General features: G+C 62.2%; 17 protein-coding genes. 9 read left to right on the forward strand and 8 right to left on the reverse strand.

Features of this window, described 5'->3' with window-relative positions; genetic code table 11:
• Positions 1 to 5 precede the first annotated feature (5 nt).
• Both AC1VVK_RS20420 and AC1VVK_RS20425 read right to left on the reverse strand, forming a co-directional pair.
• Complete coding sequence (locus AC1VVK_RS20420; protein WP_482906576.1) at positions 6 to 1,535, reverse strand: ArnT family glycosyltransferase; 1,530 nt, start codon at positions 1,533 to 1,535, stop codon at positions 6 to 8.
• A 129-nt stretch (positions 1,536 to 1,664) separates the two neighbouring features.
• Positions 1,665 to 2,240 (reverse strand): lipid-binding SYLF domain-containing protein, encoded by a 576-nt coding sequence (locus AC1VVK_RS20425; RefSeq protein ID WP_482906577.1) that lies wholly within the window; start codon positions 2,238 to 2,240, stop codon positions 1,665 to 1,667.
• Between the two features lie 325 nt (positions 2,241 to 2,565).
• Here AC1VVK_RS20425 and pyrC point away from each other — a divergent pair, with 325 nt between their 5' ends.
• From pyrC to AC1VVK_RS20450, 5 genes are all read left to right on the forward strand, one after another.
• Positions 2,566 to 3,603 (forward strand): dihydroorotase, encoded by a 1,038-nt coding sequence (pyrC, locus tag AC1VVK_RS20430; protein ID WP_482906578.1) that lies wholly within the window; start codon positions 2,566 to 2,568, stop codon positions 3,601 to 3,603.
• Positions 3,604 to 3,881: 278 nt separating this feature from the next.
• Positions 3,882 to 4,820, forward strand: a complete 939-nt coding sequence (locus AC1VVK_RS20435; protein ID WP_482906579.1) for an endonuclease/exonuclease/phosphatase family protein — start codon at positions 3,882 to 3,884, stop codon at positions 4,818 to 4,820.
• 100 nt (positions 4,821 to 4,920) lie between these two features.
• Positions 4,921 to 6,333, forward strand: a complete 1,413-nt coding sequence (locus tag AC1VVK_RS20440; RefSeq protein ID WP_482906580.1) for a metal-dependent hydrolase family protein — start codon at positions 4,921 to 4,923, stop codon at positions 6,331 to 6,333.
• A gap of 62 nt (positions 6,334 to 6,395) precedes the next feature.
• Positions 6,396 to 7,016: a beta/gamma crystallin-related protein gene (locus AC1VVK_RS20445; RefSeq protein WP_482906581.1), complete on the forward strand. Its 621-nt coding sequence runs from the start codon at positions 6,396 to 6,398 to the stop codon at positions 7,014 to 7,016.
• 150 nt (positions 7,017 to 7,166) lie between these two features.
• Entirely contained in the window at positions 7,167 to 7,967 is an 801-nt protein-coding gene (locus tag AC1VVK_RS20450; RefSeq protein ID WP_482906582.1) for a S1/P1 nuclease, read from the forward strand.
• Between the two features lie 18 nt (positions 7,968 to 7,985).
• Here the strand turns inward: AC1VVK_RS20450 and tenA are convergent, their stop codons facing one another.
• On the reverse strand, positions 7,986 to 8,648 hold the full coding sequence (gene tenA, locus AC1VVK_RS20455) for a thiaminase II (RefSeq protein WP_482906583.1): 663 nt from the start codon (positions 8,646 to 8,648) through the stop codon (positions 7,986 to 7,988).
• Positions 8,649 to 8,764: 116 nt separating this feature from the next.
• A complete protein-coding gene (locus AC1VVK_RS20460) occupies positions 8,765 to 9,277 on the reverse strand; it encodes a DUF6491 family protein (RefSeq protein ID WP_482906584.1) in 513 nt (170 codons plus the stop codon).
• Between the two features lie 153 nt (positions 9,278 to 9,430).
• Between AC1VVK_RS20460 and AC1VVK_RS20465 the strand changes: the two genes are divergently transcribed.
• The 3 genes from AC1VVK_RS20465 to AC1VVK_RS20475 all read left to right on the forward strand — a co-directional run bounded on the left by AC1VVK_RS20465 (position 9,431) and on the right by AC1VVK_RS20475 (position 13,011).
• Positions 9,431 to 10,309 carry an exonuclease domain-containing protein gene (locus AC1VVK_RS20465; protein ID WP_482906585.1) on the forward strand — a complete coding sequence of 293 codons (879 nt, stop codon included), beginning with the start codon at positions 9,431 to 9,433 and terminating at the stop codon, positions 10,307 to 10,309.
• A gap of 143 nt (positions 10,310 to 10,452) precedes the next feature.
• Positions 10,453 to 10,803, forward strand: coding sequence for a UrcA family protein (locus AC1VVK_RS20470; RefSeq protein ID WP_482906586.1), 351 nt, complete (start codon positions 10,453 to 10,455; stop codon positions 10,801 to 10,803).
• 273 nt (positions 10,804 to 11,076) lie between these two features.
• Positions 11,077 to 13,011: an AfsR/SARP family transcriptional regulator gene (locus AC1VVK_RS20475; protein WP_482906587.1), complete on the forward strand. Its 1,935-nt coding sequence runs from the start codon at positions 11,077 to 11,079 to the stop codon at positions 13,009 to 13,011.
• On the opposite strand, the gene AC1VVK_RS20480 is transcribed toward AC1VVK_RS20475, so the two are convergent.
• From AC1VVK_RS20480 to AC1VVK_RS20490, 3 genes are all read right to left on the reverse strand, one after another.
• On the reverse strand, positions 12,971 to 14,866 hold the full coding sequence (locus AC1VVK_RS20480; protein ID WP_482906588.1) for a YcaO-like family protein: 1,896 nt from the start codon (positions 14,864 to 14,866) through the stop codon (positions 12,971 to 12,973). The genes AC1VVK_RS20475 and AC1VVK_RS20480 overlap by 41 nt on opposite strands.
• On the reverse strand, positions 14,863 to 15,150 hold the full coding sequence (locus AC1VVK_RS20485; RefSeq protein ID WP_482906589.1) for a hypothetical protein: 288 nt from the start codon (positions 15,148 to 15,150) through the stop codon (positions 14,863 to 14,865). Before AC1VVK_RS20485 ends, AC1VVK_RS20480 begins: the two co-directional genes overlap by 4 nt.
• Positions 15,151 to 15,779: 629 nt before the next feature.
• The gene (locus AC1VVK_RS20490) at positions 15,780 to 16,847 is read right to left on the reverse strand and encodes an SDR family NAD(P)-dependent oxidoreductase (protein ID WP_482906590.1); all 1,068 of its coding nucleotides are present in this window, start codon (positions 16,845 to 16,847) and stop codon (positions 15,780 to 15,782) included.
• On the opposite strand from AC1VVK_RS20490, the gene AC1VVK_RS20495 reads away from it, so the two are divergent.
• The gene (locus tag AC1VVK_RS20495) at positions 16,746 to 17,636 is read left to right on the forward strand and encodes an IclR family transcriptional regulator (protein ID WP_482906591.1); all 891 of its coding nucleotides are present in this window, start codon (positions 16,746 to 16,748) and stop codon (positions 17,634 to 17,636) included. The two genes, AC1VVK_RS20490 and AC1VVK_RS20495, sit on opposite strands and share 102 nt — an antisense overlap.
• Before the next feature lie 25 nt (positions 17,637 to 17,661).
• On the opposite strand, the gene AC1VVK_RS20500 is transcribed toward AC1VVK_RS20495, so the two are convergent.
• Positions 17,662 to 19,530, reverse strand: coding sequence for an aspartyl protease family protein (locus tag AC1VVK_RS20500; RefSeq protein WP_482906592.1), 1,869 nt, complete (start codon positions 19,528 to 19,530; stop codon positions 17,662 to 17,664).
• Positions 19,531 to 19,651 lie beyond the last annotated feature (121 nt).

Raw genomic sequence — 19,651 nt, forward strand, 5'->3', positions numbered from 1 at the left:
GTCGTTCAGCTGAAGTTCTTGAGCTGAGGCCAGAGATCGATCAGCGCCGGTTTCACGCCCTGGCACAGGGCGATCACATTGCCGTTCTCGTAAGCCATGGCGTAAGGCGACCATGTCGTGCCGAGCTGAGTGACCCGGTGGCAATAGGGCATCAGCCCGGCGAGGTCGTGCTGGATCACCAGCAGGTCGCGCGGATTTTGTCCGCGCAGGCCCCACATGAAATACTGATTATGCCCGCTAAGCGCGGGAGGAAGCTGCTTACCGTAGAGATCAAGGGCAGCAGCCTCGCCGTAATTCTCGACCTTGATGCCGGTCATCGCGCGGTCTTGGGCGGGGATGCGGTTCCATGCCGTCTCGACCTGACGGGTGAAATCGTGCCAGCCCAATTGGTCGGCGAACGACTGGGGCAGCACGGTGCCCTTGAAGCTACGCTCCTGCTGCTGCGGTGCAATGCCGATCCGAGTTATATAGGCCACGAGCGCAGGCGGAGAGAGGATCGGTAGAGCCATCGGCGCGGCGAGCGCGGAAAACACTACCGCTGCGCCGATACCGACACCCGCCATAGCTTTGCCGGGCATTCGACGCGCCAGCGGCGCCAGCGCGACCGCTCCGATCACGAAAAGCGTCGGAAAGAGCGGTGCGAGATAGTAATCCTTGCCTTGCCCCAGCCGGACGATGATGACCACGACCAAGGCCGCGATCACAAGGAAGCGCAGATCCCTGAGGCGCTGGGCGAGGAACGGCGCAAGGAGCCCGGCGGTCCACAGCGGCGCGAAGGCCGGGTTCATGACCAGGACCTGATTGCCGAGGAACGGCAGCAGCGCCACGTCCGCGTTCTTGGCCTTCGCGGCCTCACCGAGTTCGAGGAACGGGAAGCCGTGAACAAGTTGCCACACGAACGAAGGCAGCGCGATCAACGCGGCCAGGACTGCCCCTTTCAAAAAGGCGGGGCGTAGGAAAAGCCGGCGTTCGGGCGTCAGCAGCAGGCCGATCGTCAGCCCGACCATCCAGAACATCATCGCGTACTTGATCTGGAGTGCCAGTCCCGCCACCAGTCCGGCGAACAGCAGCGCGCGCTCGTCTCCACCGCGAAGCGCTTTCGTCAGCAGGAAGGCAACGGCGGTCCAGGTCAATGGGTCGAACGTCGAGGTGTTGAGCGTTGCCGCCAGCCCCATCAGCATCGGAGCAATCGCGCAAGCGAGCGCGGCAAATGCCATGGCGAGCCCGTTTCCACCGAGCAGGTGGACGAAGCGCACGGCCAGCCACACCAGCATCCCTGCGGCGATCGCGGCAGGCAGGCGCACGCCCCACGCTGCATGCGTGAGTCCGTACAGCGCTGCAGCCATCAGCGGTACGGCCGGTGGCTGGTCGACATAGCCGAAGGCGGGGTGCTGGCCGCAGACGATGAAGTAAAGCTCGTCACGGAAGAGATCGTAGCGCGCGCCTAAGACCGCATGGATGACGAAGACGATCAGCGCGGGTCCCAGCGCGACAAGGTCGAGCCTCGGTTGGGTACGTTCGCCTGCATTCGTCATGTGATCGCCATCGCCGCTTGTTTGTCATCCTGCCTGAATTACATAGGTAATCCAGGCAGGATGTGTCGAGACGATGGCAGAAATCTCCGCCCGGGAATGCCGGTGTGCGATTTACAGCGAGCCTGTCGCTTACTTCGGATGGATTTCCTTGATCCTGCTGCCCTTCAGGCTGACGCCTGCCATCAGCCCCTTCTGGCTGAAGGCGAATGCATAGATGGCCTTGTTCAGGTTGGCCGTATCGAGCGATGCTTCCGCACCCTGATCGATGAACGCCACGCTGGCGTCTGAACCTGCATCCCAGCTCGTGCCGTTGAGCGTGTCGGCCAGCTTTTTCTCACTCATGAAAAAGAGCGCGTAGCCATACCCTTGCGCCCCGGCCTGCAAACCGAACGATGCGCTCGAGATGTTGAAGAACCGCGTGGCCTTGCCGTTCACGAACAGCGTGCCGTCACCGGACGAACCCGCGATGACCAGGCCGCCCTTGATAATGTGGGGAAAGACCAGGATGCCCTTGGCTCGCTTGCCGACTGCTGCGGCCTTGGGGTTGGAAGCATAGAGCTGCTTCAGCGCGCCCCGCGATTTCGCTTCGATTTCCGCCGCAGGCGGAGAAGCGCTTACCTGGGTCGGAACAGCTAGCGACAATACCGCAGCCGCAATGCCGCCGACAGCCAGACGACGCGTGACTTGCAGACGATCTATCCTCATCGCACGACCTTTCATAGAACCGGTGAAGGTGACATTGGGCCTTCGCCGCGCGTAAACTCCCGAGGTGGCGGCGTCTGGAAGGCTGAGACGGGCACGTTACCCGCCGACCCGAAGGATTCCATCAGGGTAAACACTGAGATATCGAAAGAATCCCTCGCTAGCATGTTCGCCAATCGGCGGCCTTGCCTACCTCGTTAGTGCGTTTGCGACACAGCTGTCGGGATAACCGGACTGCAGGATGACTGGTGGCTGTTCGGCCGCTGCGTGTCGATCGATGCCGCCGGAGCCATCGACGACTCGCATCTTGGCGGTTAAAGCGGCCGGCATGACATCACAGATCACGATCCGCCGCCCCGACGATTGGCATGTGCATCTCCGCGATGGCGAGATGCTGAAAGCCGTCGTCGGCTACACCGCAGACCAGTTCGCGCGCGCTATCGTCATGCCGAACCTGACGCCGCCCGTGGTCACCGTGGCTGCGGCGCAGGCCTATCGGGAACGCATTCTGGCCGCTCTGCCTGCGGGTTCGGATTTCACGCCGTTGATGACCTGCTATCTGACCGACGATGCCGATCCGGCGGAAATCGAGCGCGGGTTCGAGCAGGGCGTGTTCGCCGCCTGCAAGCTCTATCCGGCCAATGCCACCACCAATTCCGCGCATGGCGTCACCGATGTACGCAAGCTGACCCGCGTGCTGGAGACCATGCAGCGGATCGGCATGCCGCTGCTGATCCATGGCGAAGTGACGGATCGCGAAGTCGACATTTTCGACCGCGAGGCCGTTTACATCGAGCGCATTCTCACGCCGCTGGTGCGCGATTTCCCGGGCCTCAAGATCGTGCTCGAACACATCACGACGGCCGATGCGGTCGATTTCGTTGTCGGCAGCGGGCCGCAGATCGGTGCGACGATCACGCCGCAGCACATGATTATCAACCGCAACGCGATTTTCGACGGCGGCATTCGCCCGCATGCCTACTGCCTGCCGGTGGCGAAGCGCGAACAACACCGGCTCGCGGTACGCAAGGCGGCGGTGTCCGGCTCGCCGAAGTTCTTCCTCGGCACCGATACCGCGCCGCACACGGTGGGCCGCAAGGAAGCTGCCTGCGGATGCGCGGGCATCTTCAACGCACCGTACGCTTCGGAAAGCTACGCCCAGGTGTTCGACGAGGAAGGCGTGCTCGACCGCTTGGAAGGTTTCGCTTCCGTGCATGGCCCCAATTTCTACGGCCTGCCCCTGAACGAGGGCACCGTGACCTTGCGGCGCGAGGACGTGGTCGTACCGGCGGCGATCACGCACGGAGAGATCAGCGTGGTTCCGTTCCATGCCGGTGAAACGATGCGCTGGCGCTTCGTTCGCTAAGTATTGAAGCCAAGACGACGGTCGTGTTGCTTTGTCGCAACGTGACCGTCGTCTTGGAGTACGCCTCCAGTCATTGAGACAAGATATCGCTTGCGCCGGTTGGGGCGCGCGGTGATAAGTAAGTCACTGTGAGGTTGTGTATTCCACCATTAGGTGCCGCACTCCTACTATCAGGATGCGCAAGCCTGCCTGCGGAACGTTCGGCCGATTGCGCGGCCGCTACGGGGCCCGCAATCACATATTCGGCGGATGGCACAACAGCCATTACGCACATCGATGTGCTCACGTACAATATTGAGGGCCTGCCCTGGCCGGCGCGTCAGAACCGGGCGCCTTACCTGCGCGAGATCGGCAAGCGTCTGGCCGCGTTCCGCGCGCAGCATAACGGACCCGACATCATCGTGTTTCAGGAAGTCTTCAGCGGCTCCGCTGCCAAGGCGGTGGTGGATACGGGCTATACCGACCTGACCGTCGGCCCGCACGCCAGCACGCGGCAGGCGCCCAATGTGCAAGGACCGCTGCCGGGCAGGCGAAATATTTTTCGCGGCGAAATTGCAGAGAATTTCACATCGAGCGGTCTTGTGATCGCGACCGATTACCCGGTCGTGCTTTCAGCGGCCCGGCCCTATGCAAGGGGCAGTTGCGCTGGGTTTGACTGCCTGTCCAACAAAGGCGCGCTTATGGCAGAGATCGCTATACCGGGCGTTCCCGGAAGGATCGATGTCTTCAACACCCATATGCAGGCGCAGCGCGCGTCGGGCGTATCGGTGGAGCGCCACGCGGCCGCCCACGAGCGGCAGACCAACGAACTGTCCGATTTCGCGAGCACGACCGGAGACTTGTCGAGCCCCACGATCATCGCCGGGGACTTCAACATGCGGAACTCCGACGTTCGCTTCGAGCATTTCTCACGGCAGTTCCCGTTACAGAACGTCCACCAGTTCTGCATCGAGAAGCCCGACCAGTGCGAGGTTCTTGAGCATTGGGAGCACGCCGATCAGTGGCGGCGCGTACAGGACAAGCAGTATTTTTCGTCGGGAGCGGTCGTGAAGATACGCCCCATACGCGCCGAAGGCATGTTCGATGGCGGGCCGAGCGGGCCGGTCCTTTCCGACCATAACGGTTTTCGGGTCGTGTACGAACTCAGCTGGCCGGTGAACGGTTTGCAGACCGCTTCGGCCTGCGCTGCGCCCACCAGTGCATCTTTGAACAAATAGGCGAATGGACGCAGGCCTTCGTCATCCGTGAGCGATTTTTCAGGGTTTCGATTTCGACGCGATAGCCGGGTAGGCGGCGGTGTCAGGAGGAGGAAATGCCATGAGGTCATGCACATGGTTGAAGAAGGTTCTGGGCGCGCCGGATTCGCGCGTCGTCGGTCGTTTCTGGCCGGCGGCGCTGCTGGCGTCTCTGCTTGCGATGCTTTCAGTTCCCGCCATGGCCCAACAGGCTCCTGCCGAGGCAGGACCTCAGGCGACTCTGTTCCAGAATGTCCGCATTTTTGACGGCAAGAACGCGAACCTTTCGGCGCCCTCTAATGTGCTTGTCCGTGGCAACACGATCGAGCGTATTTCAACGGACGCGATTGCCGCCGACCCGAATACACTGGTTATAGACGGTGGCGGCCGGACCCTGATGCCCGGCCTGATCGACGCGCATTGGCATGCGATGTTCATCCGCCCGACCCCGGCCGAATTGCTTACCGGAAACGAGGGCTATCTCAACCTGATCGCAGGGGATGAAGCGAAAGACACGCTGCTGCGCGGCTTTACGACGGTCCGCGATGTAGGCGGCCCGGTGTTCGGCCTCAAGCAGGCGATCGATGCCGGGTTTGCGGTCGGTCCGCGCATCTACCCGGCCGGTGCGATGATTACCGTCACCAGCGGCCATGGCGATTTCCGGCAGCTCTCGGACCTGCCGCGCCAGATCGGCGGCCCGCTCACGCGCGGAGAGCAGATGGGCGGCTATGCCATTGCCGACAGCCCCGATGAAGTGCGCGTGCGTGTCCGCGAGCAGTTGATGCAGGGCGCCTCGCAGATCAAGCTCACCGCCGGGGGCGGCGTCTCCTCCCCATTCAGCCCGATCGATGTGGTGACCTTTACCGTGCCGGAGCTGCAAGCGGCAGTGGAAGCCGCGCATAACTGGGGCACGTACGTTACCGTGCACGCCTTTACCCCGGCAGCGATCGAGTCGGCCATTGCCGCGGGCGTGACCTGCATCGAACACGGCTTTCTGATGACCGAGGCCGATGCCAAGCTGATCGCCCAGAAGGGCATCTGGCTCAGCCTGCAACCGCTACCCGATGAAATGCGCACCGGAATGCCGGTGGGTTCGGTTCAGCGGGAAAAGGCGGACGAAGTCTTCCCCGGCATCTCGCGCACATATGAGTATGCCAAGAAGTACAAGATCAAGACGGCATTTGGCACCGACGTCCTGTTCTCGCGCGCATTGGCGCAGCAGCAGGGCGCCATTCTGGCCTCTCTGGCCCGCTGGTACACGCCTGCCGAGGCGCTGATCATGGCAACTTCCACCAACGCCGAACTGCTGAAGCTCTCGGGTAAACGCGCGCCTTACGCGGGCACGCTGGGCGTCGTTGAAACCGGGGCGCTGGCGGATCTTCTGCTGGTGGACGGCAACCCGCTCCAGAACCTCAATCTGGTAGCCGATCCGGCCAGGAATTTCGTGGTCATCATGAAGGACGGAAAGGTCTACAAGAACACTCTGTCACGATAATCGAAGCGATGGGGCATTCAGCGCGAATGCCCCATGTTCAAGGCAATGGCAGGAGGACGGCGATGCGCATCATCGTTAGTGCCGCACTTGCGGCGGCATTCATGTTTCCCGGGCTTGCGGCTAGTCAGGAGCCGCCCACAGCGACGCAGCAGGAGGCCGCTCCGGCTGTGCAGCCGGAGGAGCGGCGTCCGGCACCACCCGGAGCCAATGTGCTTGAGGCGATCGTTCATCGCGACACACTGTTCAACGGCCCCTTCGTGTCGGTGACCAATGCCCAGCCCAATCTGAATCTGGGATGGGACGCGCGCTCGATCAGGGTGCGAAGCGGTGAGTGGCAGATCTGCACGGCCCGCAACTACGCCGGCCGCTGCACCACGATCACGCGGGACCAGCCCACACTCAATCCGCAGTTCCGGACGATACTGTCGATGCGTCCGACCGGTGGTTTCGGGACGGGCGTGGGTCAATCCTTGCGCGGGGCGTCGGCGGAATTCTTCCCCGCGCCGCTGCGCGATGGCCAACGCATCCAGTGCGAGGGCGGTTCCAACTCCAACTGTGCCCGGCAGGCGGCGAACCAGTTCTGCCGCTCCGTGGGCTGGGTAGTGGCGCGCACGCAGACGACAGAGACGGTTTCCGGCCGGGTCTATGTCGCCGATGTCCTGTGCGCGCGCTCCATCACCTGAGCGGTCAGGCCGATTTCCGCCGGGACGCGATCCTGGTTTCGGCGGAATGCGGTTGTTGGAGAATGATTTGATCCGGCAGTGCCGGGAAGCCGTGGGAAAGGTACTCACGCCCCTCTTTGCGAGGCCCGATTGCGCCTGTATGGAATTCGCATGCGCTTTCTGACCCTTACAGCTCTCTCGCTCGCCATTGCATCCCCGGCTCAGGCATGGGGGCCGATCGGACACCGGATTACCGGTGCCATTGCCGATGAAAACCTAAGCGGCGTGGCCCGTGCCAATGTCCGCTTGCTGCTGGGGGAGGAAGACCTTGCCGAAGCGGCGACATGGCCGGACGACATGAAGTCCGATCCCGCCGAATTCTGGCAGAAGAAAGCCAGCCCGTGGCACTATGTGACTGTGCATGGCGACCGCTATGCCGCTTCGGACGCTCCGCCCGAGGGTGATGCGATGACGGCTTTGGCGCGTTTCACCGCGACTCTGCGCGATCCGAATGCTTCGCTCGATGACAAGCGCACGGCCTTGCGCTTCATCGTTCACATCATTGGCGATCTGCATCAGCCGCTGCATGCCGGCGGCGGGGACGACCGCGGCGGCAACACCGTTTCGGTAACGTGGTTCGGAACGCCGAGCAACTTGCACTCGGTCTGGGATTCCGGGCTGATCGAGCACCGCTCGCTATCCTATTCCGAATATGCCCATTGGCTGTCGCGCTCGATTACGCCCGAACAGGTTATCGCCTGGAATCAGCGTGATCCGGCGGTCTGGATTGCCGAGAGCGTTGCCCTGCGCAAGACGATCTACCCCGCGAATCCCAGCCTTTCTTGGGACTATGCCTATCAGCATCGCGGCGAGATCGACGACCGGCTCAAGCACGCGGGCGTACGCATTGCGGCTTACCTGAACTGGGCTTTCGAGAACCCCGAACCGGCGGCGGCAGCGAAGAAAAGGTAATCGCCAGCCGCTCCGGCGCTAGATCGGCCAGGTTGCGCGGCGATAGGCGGAATCCCAAAACATCCATTCGTAGCGCGCGGCGTTGCGGAAGGCTGTCGCCATCGCCTTTCGCGTCGCCGGGGTGGCGTTTTCCGCAGCCTCGTCCACCAGCATGCGCACACGGTCGGTCGCTTCGCCGAAAGAGGGCGCCGCATAAGTGTCGATCCACGCGGCATAGGGATTGGGCGAGGCCGCGCTGGGCTTCACGTCGCAGCCGACTTCCCAATAGACCCAGAAGCAGGGCAGGATTCCGGCGATCAGTTCCTCATAGCTTCGCGTGGCGGCCAGCGCGCTGAGGTAGCTGGTATAGGCGAGGCACGCGGGCGTGGGCTCGCTTTCGTGCGCCATTTCGGCAGTCACGCCGAACTGCGCGAAGAACGCCTGATGCAGCGCTTCTTCGACCTGCACGGCGACCTTGGCGCCGTCCGAGAATTCCAGGCGCCCCGCCGCCGTCGGCGCGCGCGCAGCGGCAAGCGCGAGCGCGCGGGCATATTCCGCAAGATAGAGGCTGTCCTGCACGATGTAGTGGCGGAAGCTCTCCGCCTCCAGTGTACCGGCCGCGAGTTCGGTCAGGAAGGGATGTTCGAGAATGGTCCGGCGCAGCGGGGCGATTTCCGCCCAGATCGTATCGCAGAAGCTCATCGCGCGGGTTCCTTCGCAAGCGGTGGTGGGACTGGTAGAGCCCTCCGCGCTTAGGAAGTCGATGAAAAGGCGTCAATCGGCCCTCACCGGGAGAGGGCCGATTGGGGGAAGCCGGGTCAGGGCCGCTCGCGGCCTGGAAGTGCGGCCACTTCTTCGGGTGTCAGTGCCGTGATCGTCTGCACGGGGCAGCGCTGTTGCCCCCGCCCGGCCGTTCCGCGCGTCACGACCGAGGTCCCAAGGCCCGAGCCTACGCAGATCGTGGAGCTTCCGGTCGTCATCAGGCCCATCCGCTCATTCCAGTTGATATTGGGGCAACTGCCCAGCAGATCGAGGCGGTAGACATCGCGTCCGGCGCGGATATTGACCGTTGTCGCATTGACGGCCCGGAAATTACGCACATCCGATGGCCAGAAACATCGGCGGGGTTCTCGCGATGCGGTAGTGTTGCTGTGATCGGTGCCTGCACATGCCGTTATCGTCAGCAGAACGACTGCCGTTGAGATCAGAACTGTAGCTTTTCCCATCACTACTCTCCTCTGGGGCTTGTGCTTATTTCTCTCTCCGAAATTCCAGATGACTGCGGACATCACGCTGTCCGGGGCGGAAGGACCGTGAGCGGACAGGGCCATTGGCAAGACGACACCGCCTCTACGCCGCGTTTCACATGATTATCATGACAGGCGAGCATTTTATACGGGGCAGATCGACGAAATCGGCCCGTATGGGGCCGCCTATGGCAAGGCGGCCTCGCCCAGTCGGGACCGCCTTGCTATAGGCGGCGCATGCTCTCGTTGAATCCCGTGAATACGCCGCCCACCGCACTTGCTTCCGACGCGCCCGATTTCGTCGTCGTTGACGTAGAGACCGCATGCTCGCGGGTCAGCAGCATCTGTCAGATCGGGATCGTTGGCTTCAAGGGCGGCCAGGAAGTCTTCGCCTACGAAACGCTCGTGGATCCGCGTGACGAGTTCTCTCCGTTTAACGTGGGCATCCACGGGATCACGGCGCGGCATGTTGTCGGCGCGCCTTCCTATGGCGAGATCCACGAGGCGGTCGATGCCTATCTGAGCGGGCGGATCACGGTTGCCCATTCATGGTTCGACAAGGGCGCACTTGGCGCGGCCTGCCGCGTTAGCGAGCGCCCCACCATCGAAACACGCTGGCTGGACAGCGTTTCGGTGGCCAAACGGGCCTGGCCGCAATTGCCGAGCCATCGCCTTAACGTCCTCGCCAGCTTCCTCGGCATCGAGCATCGACATCACGACGCACTGAGCGATGCCCGTGCGGCGGGCATCGTGATCCTGAGGGCCATCGAGTCGACCGGCGTGGATCTTGAAGGCTGGATGACCAAGCCGCAGCGTGTGCGGGGCAAAGCACCTGCCCCCGCTGCTTCGGGGCCGCTTTCCGGAGCGCGCCTTGCCGTGCTGGGCGAGGCGCGGGACGGCCCGCTGGCGCAGTGGGCGGCGCAAGCCGGCGCGCGCGTTGTCAGCACGGTGGGCATGACGACCACGATGCTGGTGATCGCAAGCGCGCAGCCGTACGGCCGATGGGTGGATGCCAGCCCACTCCATCGCAAGGCGCAGGAACTGCGCGACGCAGGACGGCCGATCGAGATCGTCACCGAAGAGGCGCTGCGCGCCCGGATCGCGAAGTCAGCCTAAAACGGAGCGGTTCTCGCCGCTCATTTCCGCCCCATAGCATTTTTCACGCTTTTTTCACGCGGGCCCGAAGTGGCCGATCACGTGTCCCGTCGCATGACCTCCTCGTCCGGCAGTTTTTTGCCGGACCAGCCTGGAGACGGGAAATGAACACGATCAGATTTAATTCGGTCGGCGCTGCTTTTCTATTGCTGACGATCGCTGCGAATGGCGTTCCGGCGGCCTTGCATGCCCGGGAAGTCGTGCGCACGGAACAGGTTCACTACAGCGATCTCAATCTGGCGACCCTGGAGGGCGTCGCGACGCTTGATCGGCGCCTGAGCCGTGCGGTTCGCAAGGTCTGCGCTGACAACAATTTCCATTCCACATGGGAAGACCGGGGCGGCACGCGTTGCATGCAGGACGCCCAGCGTGAGGTCCGGCGGCAGCGGGATATCGCCATCAACCTTGCGACAAATCCGGCGTCGCAAATCGCACAGGCGTCGGTTGTCCAATAGAAGTCGTATTAGTTGACTGGGTCGAAATAGGCCGGGCGGGCCAAATTAATGGGCGGGGGTGCCGTATTAAGGCACCCCTTGCTTGCTATACGATACTTAAAGAGGCATTTTCCATGACGGCACATACAGGCCATGACTTGAAGGCGGCTGCGGTACGACTTCAGCGGATGGAAACTGCACGTGACTACTTCAGTGGACAACTGCAACGCCGAGATGCAACCGGTTTGCGTAAACCTCTTGGGGGTATTCGCAATCCGGCATCAGGGGGCGAATATGCCGCTGCCCGGGCGGAAGGCACGGGGCATTCTTGCCTATCTGACGCTGGCTCCGGATCGCAGCGCGACGCGGGAAAGCCTGGCATGTCTGTTGTGGACCGATCGGGCGCCCCCGCAAGCCAGGGCAAGCCTTCGGCAGGCGCTGAAGGAACTGCGCGAACTGTCGGGCCTTGGCGAGGCTTTCGCAATGGATCGCGACGCCATTCACCTGGACGAGCGGCGGGTGCAGTCCGATCTCGATTTGATCAGCAAGGCGGCCCACGCGCAGGATCTGGAAGTCCTGGCCACGGTGCTGGCCCATTCGCATGGCGATGTGCTGGAGGACTTTCTGGATATCTCGCCCGGATTCGACGAATGGCTGATGGCCGAGCGCGTCCGGCTGCGCGAGCAGGTACTGGAAGAGGTGCTCGACGCCCTGCGATGCGCGGGCTTGCATGACATGAAGCACGCCCGCGAAATCCTGCGATCGCTCGATCGCCTTGAACCGGCCAACGAAGCCGCAGCCCGGTTGGGCATGCGGCTCGACCATGATATCGGCGATGGCAGCTCGCTCCACCGCCGCTACCGCGAGCTGTGCAATCGGCTCGACAGCGAGTTCGGCGCCCGTCCATCGGCGCGGACGCGCGAACTGTTCCATTCACTGGCCGAAGGTATCTCGCCTTCCCAGGACGCAGTGGGCGGCGGGGGGCGAAGGGCGAATTCGCCCAACATAGCGCTGCGCAGCCGCGACATGATGCCGCTCGTGCTGGTCTCGCCGCTCCGCGCGCAGGGGCAGCAGGACGTGGTGCGGTCATTCGGGGAAGCCTGCGTCGACGAGATCCGCAGCGCCGTCTGCCAGTTTCGCGGCCTCCACGTCCTGGCACTCGACGAAGGCGATGTCGGTTCCGTCGTTGCCGAGGCGGAACATGCTCTGGCCATCTATTCCCTGTCCGGGAACGTGCGGCAGATCGGCTCCGGCTATCAGGCCAGCCTGCAACTTGCCAATGCGGCGAGCCATGTGATCCTCTGGGCCGAAACGATCCGGCTTGCGGCACTGGAAATCGAGGCGATCGATATGCTGGTCGAGAAAGCGAGCGGTGTCGTCCTGCCCGCGATCGACCGCGATCTCGAAAAGCAGCTATGGTCGCATGACGGCGAATTGGCGGAGGAAGGCGCGAAATACACGCGGGCGCGATTGCTGATCCGCCAGTTGGGCGATCTGGAGTCTGTGAAAGCGGCGGTGGCTTTGTTGGAAGAGCTGGTCGAGGAGGATCCGGCCCATATCGCCGCCCGGCTGCTGCTGGTTCGCATGTACAACACCGATTTCTGGCAGCAGGTCTGCGGCCATGACGTTCAGGCTTTCAGGGAGGCGTCCGAACGGCATCTGCGGGAGGCGGTCAAGCTGCAACCCGGGCACTGCGAAGTGCGGCTGCGTCAGGCGTGGTGCGAGCTTCGCAAAGGCAATGTCGCGCATGCCGAACGCGAATTCAAGGCCGCGCTGGCCGCATTGCCGAACGATCCGGACATGGTGAACATGTGCGCGTTCGGCATGTGCCATCTCGGCCTTTTCGAGGTGGCGGAGGACCTGATGCAGCGGGCGTTCCGGCAGAATCCGTTTCCGCCCAGCGATTATCATGCCGATTACGCGGTCCTCGCGGCGCTGCGGGGATTTGCCGAGGATGCGGAGGCGCATTTCTCCATATCGGGCGAAATGGGGCTGCAATACACCGCCGTCCGCATGGCGAATGCCGCAAGGCTGGACGATAGCGACGGCCTGATGGCGGAAATCGAAGAGCGCTTCAGGGGCGCCTTCCTGCGTGCATGGCAACAGCCGACGAAGCCGCAGTTGGAGGATGTGATGGAATGGGTGGATTATACGCTGCCGCTCAATCCCATCGAACATCGCACGTTCATCAAGTCGAACCTTGCGCAAATACTGGCTCCGCGGTGGTGAGGAGCCGTTCGTAATAGAAGGTTAGGGGAGGTTGCGGGCAGGTACTGGCCGCTCTGGGTCTCGGTTTCAGCATTGTTTCGAGGACTCGCTTTGCATCGCGTTTTTTGATCGACGGGCATCGTTCAAGCTGCTCGGCCGAAAACGGGAAATCGTGCCCGGTGCGCTGGACGAAAAGCGAGCGGCAGTGGCGCCAGGTTCGGACGGTGTAATCGGTGGTGCGCACGATGCGCTGCATCATGCGGCGGTCTCCCTCGCCAATGTCGAGGCCTGCCAGTGCGAATTCCGCGTCGACGAGAGCTGTGGTTACGGGAGCGTAGCCAAGCTCGCGGGGGGCATGGCAAATGAGCACGGCGTCGTCGCGCATCAGCATGCCGCTGCGGTAGGCATGGTAGATCTCGCCGATCCCTTCCATGCCAAAGACATCCAGCTCTGCGGCACGGATCGCGCCGAGGCTTGCTCCGCCGATGACGCGCACGCCGGCTGCCAGCAGGCTGAGTATTTCCTTGTGCCAAGTCGTGCGCGCTGTCCGGAAGAAGCCGTCGATCAGCGCCACCGTCGCGGGCGGCTTGTCGAGGAGCGCGGCCAGATCGCCGCAGACGGCGGGCGGGCGGACCTCGATATCGTCGGCAATGTCGAGGCCATATATGCTGGGGCCCGCGAACAGAACGGCGTCGCGATGGCGCGCGCGCAAGATGGTGGGGGCGCGGCGATCCGGCTTATGGGGCTCATTCTCTCTCGCCAGATCCATGAGGCCGGGCGCCAGACAATGCCACAGGCTCAAGCCCTCCACCGGAAGTCGGTGCTTGAACGCGACAACCGGCACGTCGGCAATCGACCGCGCGGTCTGTAGCAGGAATCGCAGGCGGGCAGGGGCTTCCAGCTCTTCGCGGGTGGGGATGTCCTGCCACTGCCGGGAGCCTTCGCCAAACGCGAGGAGTGAAAGCAGGATGGCGAATTCCTGCTGCCTTCCCATCGAATAGGCTTGCGCTTCAAGATCGTCGCGCGCGCCGGCGAACAGGGTCGCGCGCGACTGGACGGCTTCGAGCATGGCCCGTGCGAAGGCGACACGCCTGTCGGGATGACAACCGCTGCCGGCTGAGGGGGCCAGATCGTCGAACTGCCGTTTCGTTTCGGTAATCAGGCACTGGAAGGCGGGGATCCCGAATGCGTCGCCAATACTCCATGCGCGCAGTTGGAAGCCCGCCGCCTGAATGCGCCGTATAAGACGGATAAGAACGGGGTCGTCGATCGTCGCGAGCGCCACTTGCTGCGCACAGCGTTCTCGCGGCGAGAGTGCTTCTACTTGCGCGCAGCAATGGTGCTCCAGCAGTTCGGCCACCCCGGATGCCTGCGCTTCGTCGTCATTGTTTCCGCAAGCGAGGCCATTCGACGTCACCCGAAATTCAAAGCAGTCCTGCGTGAAATCGAGCGACAGAAGATCGAACGGGACTTTGCACGGTGTGTCGTTGAACAGATCCATTCCATCCAGCCAGTAGCGTTCTCGGTGCGAGGCCAGCGACAGGGCTAACTCGTGCCTGTCGCCCGACCACAAGAACTGGTCCGCAGGATCGAGATCAATCAACCGCGACCGGAAGGCTGGCGGCTGTAGATTTTCCGCCGCCCAGAGTTCGACCGCTTCGAGCAGGGCGCCAACAGCGCCAGCCATCGGCGTTACGCCCTTGCCTTGCGAAACGGTAAGCGATTTCGAAAAAGGACGGATTGCCTGAAACACCGGTATGCCCGGCACGGCGAACTGGGACACATCGCCAATGCGCGTAACACCGGCGATGCGGGCGGCCTGTCTCGCCAGGCAAAGGGTCTTGCTTAAGTCTTGAGCACGAGGCTCAAGTGTCATCCGCCGGGCCCGGTCGCGGATTGCGACCGCGCTGATCGCGCAGATTGCATTCCATACATACGCATGGTGACGGGAGCAGTCTCCTTGTCGTCATGGGTAATCGGTGTCGCTTTGAGGGTCAGTGCTTCAAAAAGAGCCTTGATCCCCGCAAGTGCTGACTCGGAAAGCGCATCCTCTGCAATGGAGTATACCGATCCGCACAGCACGTAATGCTGCTTTCCATCCAGATCCATCGCAATAAAGAAATGGTCGGGGATGTCAGTTTGTTTGTCGATTTCAGCCAATGTTACCTCCTCGATTCCCAAGGAGGAGTTATATCATTTTCTGTGTATTTAGAAAATGAATTGATAATTTTATAACGTTGTTAATTTTGATTGTGTTGTTAAGTTTATAATTAATCCATGAATTGATGTAATATAATCGATTGCAGGACTGATTATATCTGTGCTCGAAATGTAGAAAAATTTCGGTCCACAATTTCCGAAGTGATTTTCATGGAATTCGGCAACCTGCCAGAGCTGCAAGCGAAACCTTTTCCTGCCTTTTGAATGGATAATGAGGGCGAAGCGGGTGGCTCGCAGCGACCGGCTATCAACTCTTTCACATCTACCAATGCTTTCGCACGGCCTCTGCAGTCTTGTGAGGGTTGCGTCGGCGCACACCACATTCGTGCGTGTTGTTCATCCCGGCATCGTAGCAAAAGCCAGCCTCGATGTCGTCAATCGCGGTATCGACTTCGGCGCTTTGCCCACGCAATTCGGCGGCCAGTCCTCCAGTGGTGCCGGTTTGAGTGGGACTGGCGCCAATTAAGCCCCTCCGTCGCGAGCGATTATCGGGGCTCAAGGGCTGGCTCGCCCGCAATCCATTTTTTCCCGCAGGGCAGCGTGTCAGGTGGAATTGCGGGCGGTTGGTTCTACGCTTCGCTGGTGGCGTGGTCGAGTTCGATGCCCATCTCGGCCATCTCTCGTTCCGCCCAGAACAGGCGCCCGGTATATTCCCAAGGGTTCTCGCAGGCCGCGAAATAGACCAGCATCCGTGCAGGCAGGGCCATGGGTACCGCCACGCTGTCGTCCAGTCCGCGCTCTTTTACCCGGATCTGCACCAGTTCGGTGGAGACCAGTCCCGGATGCATGCCGATGATTGCGATGTTCCGGGCGTGGAGTTCCGGCGCCATGCAATTGCCGAAACGGTCCAGCGCCCGCTTGCTCGAATAGTAGCCCGGCACCGCGAGGCTGAATGTGCCGACGGCGTCCAGCTTCGGCGGTTCCTCGGCCCGGCGGAAAACCTCGCCGCTTCCGGTGGACAGATTGATGATGCGCCCGCCGCCGCGCTTTTCCATGATCGGCACGACCAGTTGCGTAAGCGTGAACGGCGCGTGCACATTGACGTCGAATTGGTAGAGCCACTCGGCGCGGGTCAATTCGAGGAATGGCTTGCCCCAGATATCGCCCGTGGTCGCAGCGGCATTGTTGACGAGCACGTCGACGCCGCCGAAGCGGGATACTGCAGCATCGACGAGTGCCTTCAGATCGTCTTCCCTGGCAAGGTCGGTCGCCACGGCGATGGCTTCGCCGCCCATAGCTTCGATCCGAGCGAGCGTTTCGCCGATCGTCCCCGGCAAGGCTTCGTCGACCTCCACCGTGCGGGCCGCCAATACCACCCGCGCGCCGCGTGCGGCAAACTGGAGCGCGGCTTCCTTGCCCACACCCCGGCTGGCTCCGGTAACAATCACGACCTTGCCGTGGAGATCGAGTTCGTTCTGCCTTTCCATCATCCCATCCGTTCCAATATTGGAATATATATTGTTATTTGTGGAACGATGTGATTTACGCAGGTTGGAGTCAATGCCTTTGTAACTCTCGGGACAGGAAGTTCGCCCTTGCCAGACACGTCCAATCCGACCGCTCGCGTGATCGACGTGCTGAACTTCCTCACCGCGCGGCCCACGGAAAGCTTCTCGTTGGCGGAAATCGCGCGACATCTTGGGCTCAGCAACGGATCGGCGCATCGAATCCTGACCACTTTGGCCGGGGCCGGGTTCCTCTCGCGCAATGAAAAGCAGCGAACCTATTCGCTGGGCATGGCGATGGTGGCGATCGGGCAAGCGGCGGTGGAAAAACATCGCGGGATCGACATCGCACGACGCGAGATTGCACGCCTTGCACTGGAACTGAACGTTCAGTGCAGCGCCAACACCGTGGTCGATGACGAGATTCTGGTGCTGGCCAAGGAAGGGACGCCGCAATCGCATCGCGGCCTCACGCGCGTGGGAGAGCGCCGTCCGCTCGTGCCGCCGCTTGGGCTTTGCCATGTCGCCTGGGGTGGAGATGCGGTGATCGACGCGTATCTCGACAAGGCGACCCCGCATATCAGCGAAGCGGTTCGTGCACGGCTATTGGCGGCATTTCCCGTAATCCGGCGGCGCGGCTACGCGGTTGCCGCCAACGGGCCCATTACCAGCCACGCCCGCGAGGCTACCGCGCTGCCGGCCGGTCAGAAGCGCGATGAGGCTTACTGGTCATCCGTGTTCGATCTGGTGAGCCACCTGACGCCTCGTGAAGTGCAGCTTCTCGATCTCAGTGATCTGGGCGAGGAGGGGATTGGCTATATCACCGCGCCCGTGTTTTCGCCCATGGGCACCGTTTCGCTGCAACTGGTCATCAGCGGCATTCCCCGGAATCTCAGTGTCGGAGAGATCGAGCACTACGCTGACAGGTTAGGCGCCATTGCCGCTTTCATCACGGACGAGACTCACGGCCGCAGGCCATAGCGATAGCGCTCCCGACAGCCGAAGATCAGAGGAAATCGCCCTCATCCTGATCGTCAGCATCGTCAGGCTCGAGTGACGCCCCTGATAACATCGCGGGCTTCGCTCCGGGTGCCAGCAGCCCGTAAGCGGCGTAGCGCCGCTCGATCCCTGGTCGGGATTTGCGAGCGGAGTCGATATCCGCATTTCCGCCGACGACGTCGCCGTTGGCCGCGCGTGCGAGGCCGCGAGTGAACAGGGCGGCGGCCAGATCGGGCTGCTTGTCGAGAGCCGCGCTTTCATCGGCGATGGCGGAGACATAGTCCTTGCGCCGGAACTGGATCAGCGCGCGGGTGTCCAGCATGCCGGCATTCGGCCCGGCCTTCTTGAGCGCGGTGTTGATGTCTTTCAGCGCGCTATCGAGGTCGGCATTGGCAAGGCCTCGGTTCCAGCTGCGCGCGTTGAGCAAGGCCGGGTATTTGGAGTCGCCCCGGTGAAGTTCGATGACCGGATCGATAAGCGCCAGTCCCCGATCGGGCATTCCCAATCGCTCGTACAGCAGCACCAGGCTCATTGCGTCTAGCGAGCCCTTGGGGGTGTTTGCGGCGGCCGCCTCTGTATCGGCCAGTGCCTGCGCCCTGTTTCCCTTGGCCAGCGCGATCTGTGCGCGGGTGGTGAGTAGGCGGTGGTCGTTGGGGGTAATCGCCAGTGCGGCGCCGACATCCTTCGTCGCCATATCGCGTTGTCCATTCCGCATGTAGGCCTGGGCGCGATGGGCAAGGAAGTTGGCGTTTTCCGGCGCCAGCTTGATGGCGTCCGTGAAGTCGGCGATAGCGCCAACGGCATCGCCTTTGATGAGCCGTGCGGAGCCGCGCCCGGCAAATTCGTCGGCGGTCTTTGGCTCGGCCACCGTTTCGCTTGCGCCGAGGTCTTTCCCGAGCGTTGTGCTGTGGCGTCCGATTTCCCGGTCGGTACTGGCGGAGAAGATCGGGCCGCCATTGTACGTCAGGAACATCTTGTGCTGCGGCTGCGATACCAGCACGTGGTGGGCCATCAGGAAATCGACGCCGAGCAACATGTCGTAATCTTTGTCGTCGGCAGCGTCATCAACCACACGGATCGGGCTGTTGGCGATATTCTCGCCGCCGATCGAGATGGATTTGGTGCGGACGATCCAGCTCTTGCGCTCATGCGACCCGACGCCGCTCATATTGACCGATGCCACGACCTGCGGTGCCGTGAGGTCGATCCCGGCCTGGCCCACGGCGTGGCGGCCGATGACGGAAGTCGGCGCTCCGGAGTCGAGCATGGCGCGCAGCGGATGGCCGTTCACGAACACTTCCACATAGATGTGGTGATCGTTGGGGAACCCGCCGCCTAGCAGCCGTGCCTCGCCCACCGACATGCCCGCACCCCAGTAAGCCATGCTTACTTTGCTGCAGCCAGCCTCCTTGAACAGATTGACGGCCCCTTTGGCGAGGTCGAATTCGGTATCCCAAATGCCGAGCAGGTTGGCGCCAAGAAATCCGTTGCCGCTGTCGCTGCCGCCGACGACGAATTCCATGTTGTGGAGTGTGGCACCAAGGATGCCGAAGTCGCGCACGCGTGCCAGTTCGGGGGTAAAGCTGCCGCCGATCCCGCTCACGAAAAAGCCGGCAGGCAAGGGCCCGGTCGAAAGACCCAGTTCCATTGCCTTGGCCTTGGGCATGAAATTGAAGAAGGCGCCGCTGTCGAGCCAGACACGGCTGTCCTTGCCATTGAATTTCACCGCGACGCTGGCTCGCTCACCCTCCATGACCACGGGCAATTTCGCCATCATATCGAACTTGCACTTGTCGGCATCGGCCAGTGCAGGCTCCGACAGAAGGGCAATAGCTGCCATCGAAAGCAGGGCGTAGGAGCGGAAGAGAGCCTTCATCGTTTTGTAAATGACCTGCAATTTCAAAGTGATATACGGATGTAGATGCCGGCTGCACAGAGCCGTTTCTGCATGAGCGTGGTCGGGCTCAAGCGGGTCATGCAGATATGTCTTCGCTCTG

Source organism: Novosphingobium sp. BL-S-32, assembly GCF_056857055.1.